Raw genomic sequence first — 13,050 nt, forward strand, 5'->3', positions numbered from 1 at the left:
CGAAGTAGCTCAGTGGTAGAGCAATCGGCTGTTAACCGATCGGTCGTAGGTTCGAGTCCTACCTTCGGAGCCATATATATGGGGAAGTACTCAAGTGGCTGAAGAGGCGCCCCTGCTAAGGGTGTAGGTCGGGCAACCGGCGCGAGGGTTCAAATCCCTCCTTCTCCGCCATATATAAGGCCCCTTGGTCAAGCGGTTAAGACACCGCCCTTTCACGGCGGTAACACGGGTTCGAATCCCGTAGGGGTCATAACTTAAAAAAAGACAATCACTTAGGTGGTTGTCTTTTTTGTTTTGAAAAGATAGAGTTGCGCAGGTGTTTTTAGAGTATTAATGTTTTGTCCTTTGTTCTGTAAATGCTACTTATTAATACGGAGTGAAAGGACCGATTTCATAAAACAATTCCATTTCTAAGTTTTACTTATTGGTATCAAATCATGAGTTATGTATTTATACACTTTCTTCTTTGTTCTTGTGTCCATCTATAATTCCCACTCTACTATAACCTCATCACACTTTGTTCATTAATACTCACAAGAACATTTCTTAACAGGTTTCTACACACTGAATTCTGCTTACATTATCCTGCTTCGCTAAGTAACTCTTTTCAAGCCTTAATCATCACATAAATAGCAAATTCATACTAACCAATTTTAGTGGCTGGCCATGTGTTCCAAATTATAATAAATCATTTTTTCCATTCACATAGCAAAAAATAAAAAAGCCAGGAAGCTATTAAACTTCCTGACTGACTGTTAAATTATAAAGCCGAGCAATAACCCTATACCTAAAAGAAATACAAAAATCGTGTTGGTGAGTGCAGTATTCTTCATTGCTAATCCAACTTCAAGATGATTTTCTTTTGCTTTAAATAGTTTTATAGCATCTAAAGGTTTCTTAGCACTTAATAGGACTAGTAGTGCCCAAGGGGTGATAATCTGTAGAATTACCAATAGAATGATCCATACATAAGAAACGATGAAAAATAAGGCTAACACATTAATAGCACTATCTCTACCAATGAGAATGGCCATCGTCTTTCTACCACCTTTTGTATCCTCAACTATATCGCGAATATTATTGGAAAGCATAATAGCAGCAACAAGTAGAGTACTAGGGATGGATAGGAATAAGGCAAAGTTTGGTATTGAACCAACCTGAATGTATGTAGCAATTAATACGATAAACATTCCCATGACAACACCGCTAAATAGTTCACCGAATGGTGTATACGCTATTGGGTAAGGTCCACCAGTATAAAGGTAACCAATAAGCATACAAACAGCTCCAACGATCAATAATAACCAAGACGATTGGGAGCAAATATATATACCTAATATCGCTGCAAGGATATATAATGCTAAGGCTAATTGAAGTACTATTTTTGGTTTAACCCCATTACGAACAATAGCTCCACCGATACCAATTGATTCTTCGCTATCGAGCCCCCTAACAAAGTCATAGTACTCGTTAAACATATTTGTAGCTGCCTGGATAAATAAACATGCAATTAGCATTGCTAAGAATAATAGCCAATCAATATTTACGTAGTAAAGTGCAATCATTGTACCTAAAAATACTGGGGCAAAGGAGGCAGTTAATGTATGTGGTCTTGTCAACTTCCACCATATACGCCAGCCTTTATCAGCTTGTAGTTCCTGTGACATATAAATTTCTCTCCTTTAAAAGACTCAACATCAATTTTAGCATACATTTGTAGCGAAATGTGTGCCGAAACGCGGAGAAAGTTGTATGATAAAGGGTAGAGTAATAAAACAAGAAATTTAACAGCAGGTAATTTATACGGAGGTCATATATATGCCGAACACCACCGGGCAAAATAAAACAACATTACGTTTTTATACGGAAACAATAGAAGTATCTAGAATGTCCGCTCACGCCTTTTTTGAAGCCGGAGAGGATTGCTATAAAGGGAAACGTTTCTTTTGGCAAAACAAAGAGAAAACCTTCACACTGGTTGGACTTGGACATGCTTATGTACTGGCTAATGATTTAGAAAAAAATAGATATCAGGATATAGCACAAAAATGGGAAGAGTTGTGTGCATGCTCTTTAATAGAAAAAGCGGACGTATCTCCAATCCTATTTGGTGGATTCTCATTCGATCCTGCCAACAAGATATCCTCGGAGTGGAATAGCTTTCCTTCCAGTTTTTTTGCTGTGGCTACATTCCAATTAGTCATTCGGGATGACCAGGCATTTGTAAGCATCCATCTTATTACGGAAGAGCAAGACAGCGCGGCGGCTTTTGAAAACTTGAGAATAGAAAGAGATACATTAATTCATACAGCTCAAGTAAAAGAGTTAAAAGTCCATGAAAAGCCACAGCTTCTTCAAAGAGAAGATAGACTAAAGGATGAATACTTATCTGCGGTTGAAGCCGTTACAAACCGTATTCGCAATAAGGAAGTTAATAAGGTGGTCATTGGACGCTCCTTGAAATTGACCTTTGAGAATAGTTTTTCATCTTCTACAGCTATTTATAATGCGTCTATGGAACAACCAGAGAGTTATTTGTTTGGTTTAGAAAAAGAAGACAAAATTTTCTTTGGAGCAACACCCGAGAGATTAGTTAAGCTAGAAAAAGGCAAGGTTGAATCTGCAGGGTTAGCTGGATCGGTTCGTAGAGGTACAAATCTAGAGGAAGACAAGAAGCTAGGGGATGCGCTATTAGCTGACAATAAAAACTTAATGGAGCACCAGTACGTAGTTAATATGATCCGAAAAGTATTTGATCAATATTGTGAACAGGTTAAAATTCCATCTAGACCAAAGCTAATGAAAATAAGAGATATTCAGCATTTGTTTACCCCTATTGAAGGAAAAATTAAAGGAAGCTCTTCTCTTTTCGAATTTGTAGAGGCAATGCACCCAACTCCAGCACTTGGGGGAGAACCTAGACAAGAGGCAATTGAAATTATTAGAGAATCTGAGCAAATGAACCGTGGCTATTACGCAGCACCAATCGGCTGGGTCAATGCCGAGGGAGAGGGAGAGTTTGCCGTAGGAATCCGCTCAGCACTTATAGAGAACCAATACGCTTATCTATATGCCGGAGGCGGACTAGTTTCAGAATCTACTTCGTTAGAAGAGTTTGAAGAAACACGAGTAAAATTCCGACCAATGCTTCGCACACTTGGAGGAAATATGAATGACTAATACAAGCTTTTTGACATCTTATGTAAATCAATTTGTGGAAACAATTAAAAAGGCGGGCATAGAAGATGTTGTATTATGTCCAGGATCTAGATCTACTCCTTTAGCTTATGGGTTTGCCAAAACAAAAGGATTTAACTTCTATCGTCAAATTGATGAGCGATCTGCAGGGTACTTTGCTTTAGGAATTGCTAAAGCAAAGAAAAATCCTGTAGTTCTTTTATGTACTTCTGGCACTGCTGCAGCTAACTTTTTCCCAGCAATTGTAGAAGCATATTATGCAAGAATCCCGTTGCTTGTTATTACAGCAGATAGACCTCATGAACTAAGAGAGGTTGGGGCTCCCCAAGCGATTGACCAAATTCATATGTACGGTAAGCATGTGAAGTGGTCTGTTGATTTTCCTTTACCGGAAGCTAGAGAAGAAAGTCTAGCTTTTGTAGAGAGACATATCCACCGTGCAGTATCTTCTTCTAAAGCAGCTCCGATGGGTCCGGTTCATATTAACGTGCCTTTCCGTGAACCACTTTTATTAGAAATGGATAAGCCTTCTACTACAACGCAAATGCATCTTGCTGATTTAGGAAAGCTTGGACCAAGTGAAGAATTTTTAAAATGGTATACGCATTTAATTAGTAACACAGAAAAGGGACTTATCATTGTTGGGGATTCCTTAGCAACAACTGATGGATTTTGGGAATTTGCTAAAACCATTCAATGGCCAGTGTTAGCTGATCCATTATCTAATCTTCGTAGCAATGTCCCAGCAGATTGTATGCATTTGTGTGTAGACCAATACGATGCTATTTTAAAAAGTGAAATTTTTAAAGAGGTAGCTGTCCCAGAAGTAGTTATTCGTTTTGGTGCTCAGCCTGTTTCTAAACCGCTAGTAAAGTTTCTAGAAGCTCACCAGCCTGAGACTTTTATAGCAGTTGACGAAAGCCCATTATTTAGAGACTCTATTCATATTGTGACTCATCATATTCAAGTAGATGCCTCTTCTCTATGGATGTCGATAGAAGAAAAGCAACCATCGGAGTATCTAAAGCACTGGTCGAAGGCTAATGATATAGCAACAGCGCATATTAAATCCTATATTTCCGAGGAATTGGATGAAGGAGCATTAGCCGGAATTTTGTTTGAGAGTTTATCCGAAAATACAGATTTAGTTGCTAGCAGTAGTATGCCTATACGTGATGTAGACACATTTTTCAATAAAACCTCTAAGGATATTCAAGTATATGCAAATAGAGGAACTAACGGGATTGATGGTGTAGTATCTACTGCGTTAGGTATACAAGCAGCTACTAAAAGACCAGGTTTTCTATTAATCGGGGATTTAGCATTTTTACATGATATAAACGGATTAGTAGTTACACGTTTTAATGAGACAGATTTGACGATTGTTATTATGAATAATGATGGGGGAGGCATATTCTCTTACTTGCCTCAATCAACGGAGACTAACTACTTTGAGCATTTGTTTGGTACACCTACAGGTCTTGAATTTTCAGCTATTGCAACTATGTACGATGCTCAGTACGATGTAGTACATACAAAAGAGGATTTTCAAACCGTGTTGAGTAAGAATAAAACTAAAAATATTCGTATAATTGAAGTTCGTACTGATCGAAAAATCAACACTGAAACTCATCGAAAACTTTGGGCCGCTATAACAGAGGAGCTGGATGCTACTTGGAACGCTTAAATATATCTGTTAGAGACATTCAGATGAATGTAAAAAGGTACAATAGTGAAAGCGATAAAAAGGTCGTTTTGCTTCATGGCTTCACTGGCTCCACAAACACATGGGAGGAAGTTGTTTCTTCTATAGATCCATCTATTGAAATACTTACTATAGATTTGATCGGGCATGGGGAGACTGATAAACCTAAAGAGGCAAGACGGTACCTTGTAGAGGAGCAGGTGGCAGATTTACACGAACTGTTCCAGCAGATTGGGTGGGAACATTTTACGCTTGTAGGGTATTCTATGGGCGGTAGATTGGCACTCGCATATTCAAGTAAGCATGGAGTGGACCGTTTAATACTAGAAAGCAGCTCTCCAGGCTTGATTGACCAGGATGCTCGTATTGAAAGGAAATTTGCGGATGAGCAGCTTGCTCAAAGAATTATAGAAGAAGGAGTTCCAGCATTCATTGACTACTGGGAACAGATTCCTTTATTTGATTCGCAAAAGAGATTATCTCACAAAAAGAAAAAAATGATTCGGGAAGAACGATTATCCCAAACAGCAGTAGGGCTATCAAATAGTTTGAAGGGCTTTAGTACTGGGGAACAGCCCTCTTTATGGGGGAACCTAAATTCGCTCCACATTCCCGTGACCTTATTAACAGGGGAATTAGATGTAAAGTTCTGTGAAATAGCCAAAAAAATGTTGGCATTATTACCGAATGCTGACTGGAAAATAATAAACAATGTTGGGCATGCAATTCATGTGGAAAATCCTAAATTGTTTGCTACAATAGTAGAGGATATAATTTTAAAGGAGGATATAAAATGACTCGTGAATGGACAACATTACATACATACGAAGACATTAAGTATGAATTTTATAATGGAATTGCGAAAGTAACTATTAATCGCCCTGAAGTGCGAAATGCTTTCCGCCCAAAAACAGTTATGGAAATGATCGATGCATTTTCTCGTGCACGCGATGACAAAAACGTTGGGGCAATCATTTTAACTGGAGAAGGCGAAAAAGCTTTCTGTTCAGGTGGAGACCAAAAAGTTCGCGGACATGGCGGTTATGTGGGAGAGGATGAAATTCCTCGTCTAAATGTTTTAGACCTACAACGTTTAATCCGTGTAATTCCTAAACCGGTTGTAGCTATGGTAGCTGGATATGCTATTGGTGGTGGTCATGTATTACATGTAGTTTGTGACTTAACAATTGCTGCTGATAATGCAATCTTTGGACAAACTGGACCTAAGGTAGGTTCATTTGACGCTGGCTACGGTTCCGGCTATTTAGCTCGTATCGTCGGTCATAAGAAAGCACGTGAAATTTGGTTCTTATGCCGCCAATATGATGCACAACAAGCATTGGATATGGGCTTAGTTAACACAGTAGTTCCTTATGAGCAATTAGAGGACGAGACTGTTCAATGGTGTGAGGAAATGTTAGAAATGAGTCCAACAGCTCTTCGTTTCTTAAAAGCTGCTATGAATGCTGATACAGATGGATTAGCTGGTCTTCAACAAATGGCTGGAGATGCAACTCTTCTTTATTACACTACTGATGAAGCAAAAGAAGGTCGCGATGCGTTTAAGGAAAAACGTAAACCAGACTTTGGTCAATTCCCACGTTTCCCGTGATTTAGTAAGATACTTTATGATGTTCTCAGGCTGTCCTAATAAGGGCAGCTTTTTTTAAAGATTAGAAAAGTAATTGTTAAGCTCCAGCTCCAGCGACTTGCCCAATGAGGAAATATAGATCGCTTACACTTTTCTTAAAAAAGGAGTTGTTTTATATGTACCCTAATCTATTAGTTAAACGAGCAAGTCTTACGCCAAATAGATCGGCTATAATATTTGAAGGCCGTCGATGGACATTTTCACAATTAAAGCAAGAGGCAATAGATTTTGCCGAAAAACTGCATATGTTAGGTATTAACAAAGGTATGAGAATTGCTATTTTAGCTTCTTCCAATCCTCAGCTGGTGACAGTTTTACACGGATGTATGCAGTTAGGTTGCGAACTTGTCATGCTCAACGAGCGCTTAACAGAGGAAGAATTATTATATCAATTGAACGATAGTCAGCCTGACGTATTATTGGTAGATGGTTTAAATAGAAGTCTTATGTATGTAAATAGACTTTCCTTCGATGAGATTATAGCAGCTCCCAATAAACCGATTAAAATAGATTCCGAGTGGTCAAAGGATAGAACCATTACGATAATGTACACGTCAGGTACAACTGGTAATCCAAAGGGAGTGAGACAAACACTTGAGAATCATGTGATGAGCGCTACAGGGTCTGCTTTAAATTTGGGTGTTCATCCTAACGATTGCTGGCTATGTGCAATGCCATTATTTCATATTAGTGGTTTTTCTATTTTGATGCGCTCCGTTTTATATGGTATGACAGTAAGTCTCCATACGAAATTTAATGCTGAAAAGGCAACAGAGGAAATTTTAAATGGAACGGTTACTAGAATGTCAGTAGTCGCTGTAACATTAGAGAGAATAATAAGCGTGTTAGAAGAACGAAATCTTGCAATCCCCGACACTTTTCAATCTATGTTAGTGGGAGGAGGGCCAGTTCCTCTTAATTATCTTGAAAGGGCGATAGCACGTAATATACCTGTTTTACAGACATATGGTATGACGGAAACTTCCTCTCAAACAACGACTTTGTCTAGTGAGGATGCCATTCGAAAGCTTGGGTCAGCAGGTAAACCGCTTTTCTTCGCAGATATCCGTATTTCAGGGGAAAAGGAAAAAGGGGAAATCTGTATTAAGGGACCCCATGTTACTAAAGGTTATGTTGGAGCAGCATCCTCCAAAAATCCTCAAGTTGATGGATGGCTCCATACAGGAGATATCGGCTATATCGATGATGAAGGTTATTTATACGTAGTTGATCGTAGGTCAGATTTAATCATATCCGGTGGTGAAAATATTTATCCCGCAGAGGTGGAGCAGGCCATTGTTAAGCATAAGGCTGTAAAAGAAGCTGGAGTAACTGGTATAAAGGATGATACATGGGGACAAGTACCAATTGCCTTTGTCGTATTAAAGGGGCAAGTAACCGAGGAAGAATTGAAATCCTTTATGAAAACTCAGCTTGCTACATATAAACAGCCTGTGGGTTACTATTTTATCGACGAGCTACCTAGAAATGCTTCAAACAAAATTTTAAGAAGAAAGCTACATGAATATTTGTAGGGTCGAGAGAAACACTTCTCTCGGCTTTTTTTAAAGGCGCATGCGTTTTTATATTGTCTAGCGCAAGCAGCTTGGCCCTCGAGGTCAAATGGAAAAAAGCAGCGGTGGCTGAGGAACTGCCTCCTCGCTTTTCTCCATCTGCTTGTCTGGCCAGACGTAGGCGCTTACGCTTTTATAGTTATAGGAGGGGAAATCTTATGAGAGTGCAAATTATTGGTGGGTCTGGAACAGGGAAGAGCACACTAGGTAAATATATTGGTCAGCAAGAGAATATTAAATGGATTGATACGGATTCTTATCTTTGGAAGGACAATTCATTTCTAGAGAATAATCCAATTGAAAAAAGAATAGAAATGTACGAGAAAGATATAATTTCAAATACATCTTATGTAGTTTCAGGCTCTATTTTTTCTTGGCTACCAGAAGGTTTTTCAAATCGAGACCTGTTAGTCTTTTTAACTTTAGATGAGGAAGAAAGGATGGAACGCGTAAGAAAAAGAGAAGTATTACGTAAATCTTTAAAAGAGTCATGGCTTGATGAGCATGGAGACTTTACGAATGAATTCATCGAATGGTGCAAAACGTATTTAACCGAGTCGGATAAAAGCCAAGGAGGAACATTCGTCGCTCAGAGCTATGAAATGGAGTTATCTGAGAGTCCTATACTTAGGTTAGATAGCTCAAAAAGTGTAGAAGAGCTGTACAATGAAATCAAACAATACTTAGTAAAAACACATTTAATCTAGGCATGGGAAATGACTTACAATTATCGGAAGGTTTTTTAAACGCACTTAACGAATATTAGAAAGAGGGAGAGATAGAGCATAGGGGGAATATCATCGTGGAAGGTATTTTTAGCTTAATCATTTTATTTATTGGTTTTTATATACTTTATATTGTTATTCATTCAGCAGTTACTAAAGGAATTAACAATTCAATAGTTGGTAAATTACTAGAAGGTGAAAATAGAAGCGCTGATATAAATGAGATACTTGCTAAATACGGAAAAATAGATGAGAGCCAAAAGAATTAACACTTCAAATTTTGTCATAGGTGGAGTCTAAGGGGCGTACAAATGATTTTCTGTAGTAGATTATTACAGGCCAAGTGATGATTTAAAATGCTATGGGTTATATTATTACTTTTATTTATGGTATATGTGATATATAGTCTATCAACTATAAAATATCAGCTTAAATTGATTTCTAAGCATCTTAAAGTTAACGAAAAAATAGAGACAGTTAAAATTAGTAATGAAGAAATTGAAAAAATTTTAGAAGATGAAGGGAAACAGTAATACTTATAAAGCAAAGAAAAAACTCAGAGCTTTTATTATAGGCTGCTGAGTTTTTGTGCTTATTTCAAAATGTCCTTCGTGGCCGTATAGGAAAGGAGCTCCATCATTTCTAATTTAATGCTGTTTTTAAAGTTTCAAGATTTTTCTTCATTAAAGTAAAGTAGGTTTCTTTGTTTTTTATATCCTCTTTGGAAAGGACGCCTAGATTATGGAGTACAAGACTTTCAGCACCAATTTCTTTTTGAATGACTTCTGTCAGCTTAGAGCTAACATTTTGTTCAAATAGAATATACTCAACATTTTTCTCTTTTGCCAAATCAATAATTTTAGTTAGCTCTTTTTGAGAGGGCTCTTCCTGAGAATTTAAACCTGCAATAGCAATTTGTTCTAGATTATATGTGTTTGCAAGATAACCAAATGCAGCATGTGATACAAAAAATGTTTTAGTTGATGCACTATTCGCCATTTCTTCAAAGTCTGTGTCTAGTTGTTGAAGCTCACTGACAAGTGTTTGATAGTTTTCTTCAAATAATTCTTTGTTTTCTGGTGAAGCTTCTACTAGTGAATCTTTAATCTTTAAGGCTAAGCTCTGACTAATTTTTGGAGATATCCAAACATGTGGATCAGTGTCTCCATGATCATGTCCCTCATGTCCTAATTCCTCAGCTTCTGAACCATGATCATGTTCATTTGCAGCTTCATTATCTTCGTCATGTCCGTCATGATCGTGGTCATGTTCATCGTTAGCTTCTAAGACAGTATCTGGCACCCCATCAATAACGGCTACCATTGAGACATTTTCTTCTGCTAAAGTCTTTTTAGCATTTTCAACAAAACCCTCTAGACCTAAACCTATGTAAAAAAATAAATCAGCATCAGCAAGTGCAATCATATCCTTTTGAGTAGGCTCAAATGTATGCTCGTTTGCTCCTGGAGGATAAATTGATTGAACGTTAACATGGTCTTCTCCAATTCTCTGTGCAAAATACTGCAATGGATAAACGGTTGTATATACTTCTAATTGGTCGCTATCTGTAGTAGTGGATTCTTTTTCATTTCCACAAGCAGCGATGAATAAAACAAATGATACTATGCATAATAGGAAAAGACGTTTCAAATTTATCAACCTTTCTAAATAGTAATGATTACGCTTTAAATCATAAGAACTTTATTAGCTTACAGTATTTTGTTCAAAAAGGCAAGAAAAAATAGCCTTTGAATTATTTTTTCTTCAAAGGCCATTCTTCTGGCACTGGGTCAAATCCTCCTTCATGAAAGGGATGACACTTAGATATGCGTTTGACAGTTAGGTAGCTACCTTTTATAGCACCATGTTTCTCCACAGCTTCCACCCCGTAGTGAGAGCATGTGGGATAGAAGCGACAGCTAGGGGGAGACAATGGCGATATAAACTTTTGATAAAAGCGGAATATACTTAATATGATTCGTTTCATCTTACAGTTCCGTATCCTTAGGTTTAGGGTCTATAGCTGAAATATTTTCTTTTGTTGCTAATTTATATAGGAAGGTAAATCCAACAATACTAAATATAATTGCTATACCTAAGATCCAAAATACCATTGAGTTCACTCCAGTTAATTGTCGTTATGTTTATTGTAAGAAAATAAGAGGTATATGAAAAGAGAAAGCAACTATAATTCTAGAGGAGAGTGTCAATATTATGTCAGCAGCATTAAACAAGGAACTAAATAATCTAGTAGCAACCTTTTCGGTAATGTATACAAAATTACATAATTTTCATTGGTATGTAAAGGGACCACAGTTTTTTACATTACACGCTAAATTTGAAGAATTATACAATGAAACAACATTAAACATGGATGAAATCGCAGAACGCTTATTAACTTTAGGCGGAAAACCAACAGCTACCTTAAAAGAGCATTTAGAGCTTTCAGCTGTGAAGGAAGCTACAAATAAAGAAACAGCTGAGGAAATGGTAGAAACAGTAGTGAAGGATTTTGACAAAATTATGAAATCCCTAAAAAAAGGTATGGACGAGGCAGCGAAGGATGAAGATGATATGACAGAAGACATTCTGAATGCCATCTATCAAAAAACAGAGAAACACCAATGGATGTTAAATGCATTCCTAGGAGATTCCAATAAGTAATGAAATAAACAAATTTTATACCGATAATAAGCTTGTAAGGGGGAATTATTTTGGATATTAACTCCATAATGTCTTCTCAGCTAGCGCAGTTACAACAAACAGTTCAAATGAGTGTATTGAAAAATGCACTCAATATGGAAACGGTAGCTGCAGTAACAATGCTAGAAGATATGCCTCAACCTGCTTCGCATCCTTTTAAAGGAACGGTAGTAGACGTACAAGCATAAGAAAAAACATGTACCGTAATTGGTGCATGTTTTTTTGTTTTGAGTACATACTACACAAAAAGGATGTGTGATATGACAGAAATAAAAGCTTACATTTCATTGAGTCAAAGGAGAGTTTATTTATATCCAGATGAATCGCCGTGGGAATATGAAATAACTGCAAGACAGGACATTATACCAGTTTTTGAAACACTTTTTTATCAGCTCTATCACAAAGACATGAATACATTTTGGAGGGCGCATGTACCGATAAAGCTTTATAGTAATGATTTTTCTAATGAGGAATATGATAATCGGATTAAAAAATTGTATGCCCTCATTCACGAGTTTAGTGACAAGGATTCTCAAATGTTTATTGAACAGCTTCCATTTTTTAAAGAAAGTAGGCATCTATAATGACAAAAAATATTAATAATAATGGTAAAGGTAATGACACTACTACCTATCGTAATGCAAGCTCCCTTCTAAATCTTTCTCCTCAAGACAAAGCTAAGATTAACGCTGGTCAAAATAGTCAAGAGGGCGGTAAAAACTTTAAACAACAAGAGCAAGAAAAGTGGGAAAATTAAGACTTGGCACATTGCCAAGTCTTTTACCGTGTGATAAATTAGAAATAATTAGGAGGTTATATGGTTAAACAGCTTGTTTTATTATTCGGACCTACAATTATGATTATTCTGGGTCTTCCTATCTTACAGAATGTCCCGATTACTTTTCTGCTTTTCTATGGTTGGTTGCTTCTAATACCTATTGTAGTCAGCTTTAGAAGAAAAAATCGTAACCGTTTTTTTGTACCACAGCCAAAATCCTCACTGACAGTAGGAATTATAAGTGGAATCATATGTTTAATAGCTATTTATGGCTTTTTCTATTTGTTTCAATCACTGGTTATTGACCGAGAAAACTTGTCTACTCTACTGGTTCAATGGGATTTTACAGGATCAAAAGTAATTCTTCTAGTATTTTTCTTGATTCTTGTTAACCCCATTCTAGAGGAATTTTATTGGAGAAGGTTTATGTATGATCGATTATATCCAAGATTAGGTTCTACTTTTACGATTCTGATTACTTCTTTTTTCTATAGTCTTTATCATTTGGTAGTAGTAATGCCTATTTTTAATTCTCCCTTTCATATTCTAGCAGCTATGATAGTTTTTCTGGCGGGCATTATGTGGGGAATCTTTCGTTCGAAATTTCACACAATCGTACCATCTATTGTTAGCCATAGCTTAGCTGACTTAGGAATTATGCTTGTTTATTTATTCATTATTCTTTAAGCTTAACCAGGTTTAGTATAACTACTAAG

The 13,050-nt window shown here is 37.0% G+C and carries 16 protein-coding genes and 2 tRNA genes; 14 read left to right on the forward strand and 4 right to left on the reverse strand.

Features of this window, described 5'->3' with window-relative positions:
- Positions 1–80: 80 nt before the first annotated feature.
- Together H9650_RS04695 and H9650_RS04700 are read left to right on the forward strand one after the other, a co-directional pair.
- Positions 81–171: transfer RNA gene (locus H9650_RS04695), tRNA-Ser, on the forward strand.
- Positions 172–178: 7 nt separating this feature from the next.
- Positions 179–250, forward strand: a tRNA-Glu gene (locus tag H9650_RS04700).
- A 505-nt stretch (positions 251–755) separates the two neighbouring features.
- On the opposite strand, the gene H9650_RS04705 is transcribed toward H9650_RS04700, so the two are convergent.
- Positions 756–1,667, reverse strand: coding sequence for a 1,4-dihydroxy-2-naphthoate polyprenyltransferase (locus H9650_RS04705; protein WP_191696710.1), 912 nt, complete (start codon positions 1,665–1,667; stop codon positions 756–758).
- 151 nt (positions 1,668–1,818) lie between these two features.
- Between H9650_RS04705 and H9650_RS04710 the strand changes: the two genes are divergently transcribed.
- From H9650_RS04710 to H9650_RS04740, 7 genes are all read left to right on the forward strand, one after another.
- Positions 1,819–3,180 (forward strand): isochorismate synthase, encoded by a 1,362-nt coding sequence (locus H9650_RS04710; protein ID WP_154310238.1) that lies wholly within the window; start codon positions 1,819–1,821, stop codon positions 3,178–3,180.
- A complete protein-coding gene (gene menD / locus H9650_RS04715) occupies positions 3,173–4,885 on the forward strand; it encodes a 2-succinyl-5-enolpyruvyl-6-hydroxy-3-cyclohexene-1-carboxylic-acid synthase (protein ID WP_191696711.1) in 1,713 nt (570 codons plus the stop codon). The genes H9650_RS04710 and menD overlap by 8 nt, the downstream gene beginning before the upstream one ends.
- Positions 4,873–5,700: a 2-succinyl-6-hydroxy-2,4-cyclohexadiene-1-carboxylate synthase gene (gene menH / locus H9650_RS04720; protein ID WP_225215926.1), complete on the forward strand. Its 828-nt coding sequence runs from the start codon at positions 4,873–4,875 to the stop codon at positions 5,698–5,700. Before menD ends, menH begins: the two co-directional genes overlap by 13 nt.
- Entirely contained in the window at positions 5,697–6,515 is an 819-nt protein-coding gene (menB, locus tag H9650_RS04725) for a 1,4-dihydroxy-2-naphthoyl-CoA synthase (protein ID WP_144535134.1), read from the forward strand. Before menH ends, menB begins: the two co-directional genes overlap by 4 nt.
- 155 nt (positions 6,516–6,670) lie before the next feature.
- Complete coding sequence (locus H9650_RS04730; RefSeq protein WP_191696712.1) at positions 6,671–8,089, forward strand: o-succinylbenzoate--CoA ligase; 1,419 nt, start codon at positions 6,671–6,673, stop codon at positions 8,087–8,089.
- Between the two features lie 197 nt (positions 8,090–8,286).
- On the forward strand, positions 8,287–8,835 hold the full coding sequence (locus tag H9650_RS04735) for an AAA family ATPase (protein ID WP_191696713.1): 549 nt from the start codon (positions 8,287–8,289) through the stop codon (positions 8,833–8,835).
- Positions 8,836–8,930: 95 nt separating this feature from the next.
- Positions 8,931–9,122 carry a hypothetical protein gene (locus H9650_RS04740; protein WP_191696714.1) on the forward strand — a complete coding sequence of 64 codons (192 nt, stop codon included), beginning with the start codon at positions 8,931–8,933 and terminating at the stop codon, positions 9,120–9,122.
- Between the two features lie 373 nt (positions 9,123–9,495).
- On the opposite strand, the gene H9650_RS04745 is transcribed toward H9650_RS04740, so the two are convergent.
- The 3 genes from H9650_RS04745 to H9650_RS20625 form a co-directional block, all read right to left on the reverse strand.
- The gene (locus H9650_RS04745; protein ID WP_191696715.1) at positions 9,496–10,503 is read right to left on the reverse strand and encodes a metal ABC transporter solute-binding protein, Zn/Mn family; all 1,008 of its coding nucleotides are present in this window, start codon (positions 10,501–10,503) and stop codon (positions 9,496–9,498) included.
- A gap of 103 nt (positions 10,504–10,606) precedes the next feature.
- On the reverse strand, positions 10,607–10,840 hold the full coding sequence (gene yidD / locus H9650_RS04750) for a membrane protein insertion efficiency factor YidD (RefSeq protein ID WP_144535143.1): 234 nt from the start codon (positions 10,838–10,840) through the stop codon (positions 10,607–10,609).
- A 1-nt stretch (position 10,841) separates the two neighbouring features.
- Positions 10,842–10,967: a hypothetical protein gene (locus H9650_RS20625; RefSeq protein ID WP_255475367.1), complete on the reverse strand. Its 126-nt coding sequence runs from the start codon at positions 10,965–10,967 to the stop codon at positions 10,842–10,844.
- A gap of 100 nt (positions 10,968–11,067) precedes the next feature.
- Here H9650_RS20625 and H9650_RS04755 point away from each other — a divergent pair, with 100 nt between their 5' ends.
- The 5 genes from H9650_RS04755 (at position 11,068) to H9650_RS04775 (ending at position 13,021) form a co-directional block, all read left to right on the forward strand.
- Positions 11,068–11,517 (forward strand): Dps family protein, encoded by a 450-nt coding sequence (locus H9650_RS04755; RefSeq protein WP_144535145.1) that lies wholly within the window; start codon positions 11,068–11,070, stop codon positions 11,515–11,517.
- Positions 11,518–11,567: 50 nt separating this feature from the next.
- On the forward strand, positions 11,568–11,744 hold the full coding sequence (locus H9650_RS04760; protein WP_151113387.1) for a putative motility protein: 177 nt from the start codon (positions 11,568–11,570) through the stop codon (positions 11,742–11,744).
- Between the two features lie 72 nt (positions 11,745–11,816).
- Positions 11,817–12,140: a transposase gene (locus tag H9650_RS04765; protein WP_144535149.1), complete on the forward strand. Its 324-nt coding sequence runs from the start codon at positions 11,817–11,819 to the stop codon at positions 12,138–12,140.
- Complete coding sequence (locus tag H9650_RS04770) at positions 12,140–12,313, forward strand: hypothetical protein (protein WP_154310252.1); 174 nt, start codon at positions 12,140–12,142, stop codon at positions 12,311–12,313. Before H9650_RS04765 ends, H9650_RS04770 begins: the two co-directional genes overlap by 1 nt.
- A gap of 60 nt (positions 12,314–12,373) precedes the next feature.
- Entirely contained in the window at positions 12,374–13,021 is a 648-nt protein-coding gene (locus H9650_RS04775; RefSeq protein ID WP_151113389.1) for a CPBP family intramembrane glutamic endopeptidase, read from the forward strand.
- Positions 13,022–13,050 lie beyond the last annotated feature (29 nt).

Source organism: Psychrobacillus faecigallinarum (genome assembly GCF_014836595.1).
In the GTDB taxonomy this organism is placed as follows: domain Bacteria; phylum Bacillota; class Bacilli; order Bacillales_A; family Planococcaceae; genus Psychrobacillus; species Psychrobacillus faecigallinarum.

Bases quoted from the DNA above. Each gene is read 5' to 3' on its own strand.
- H9650_RS04705 (WP_191696710.1), bottom strand. From the start codon at position 1,667: ATGTCACAGGAACTACAAGCTGATAAAGGCTGGCGTATATGGTGGAAG.
- H9650_RS04710 (WP_154310238.1), top strand. From the start codon at position 1,819: ATGCCGAACACCACCGGGCAAAATAAAACAACATTACGTTTTTATACG.
- menD (WP_191696711.1), top strand. From the start codon at position 3,173: ATGACTAATACAAGCTTTTTGACATCTTATGTAAATCAATTTGTGGAA.
- menB (WP_144535134.1), top strand. From the start codon at position 5,697: ATGACTCGTGAATGGACAACATTACATACATACGAAGACATTAAGTAT.
- H9650_RS04730 (WP_191696712.1), top strand. From the start codon at position 6,671: ATGTACCCTAATCTATTAGTTAAACGAGCAAGTCTTACGCCAAATAGA.
- H9650_RS04735 (WP_191696713.1), top strand. From the start codon at position 8,287: ATGAGAGTGCAAATTATTGGTGGGTCTGGAACAGGGAAGAGCACACTA.
- yidD (WP_144535143.1), bottom strand. From the start codon at position 10,840: ATGAAACGAATCATATTAAGTATATTCCGCTTTTATCAAAAGTTTATA.
- H9650_RS20625 (WP_255475367.1), bottom strand. From the start codon at position 10,967: ATGGTATTTTGGATCTTAGGTATAGCAATTATATTTAGTATTGTTGGA.
- H9650_RS04755 (WP_144535145.1), top strand. From the start codon at position 11,068: ATGTCAGCAGCATTAAACAAGGAACTAAATAATCTAGTAGCAACCTTT.
- H9650_RS04765 (WP_144535149.1), top strand. From the start codon at position 11,817: ATGACAGAAATAAAAGCTTACATTTCATTGAGTCAAAGGAGAGTTTAT.
- H9650_RS04770 (WP_154310252.1), top strand. From the start codon at position 12,140: ATGACAAAAAATATTAATAATAATGGTAAAGGTAATGACACTACTACC.
- H9650_RS04775 (WP_151113389.1), top strand. From the start codon at position 12,374: ATGGTTAAACAGCTTGTTTTATTATTCGGACCTACAATTATGATTATT.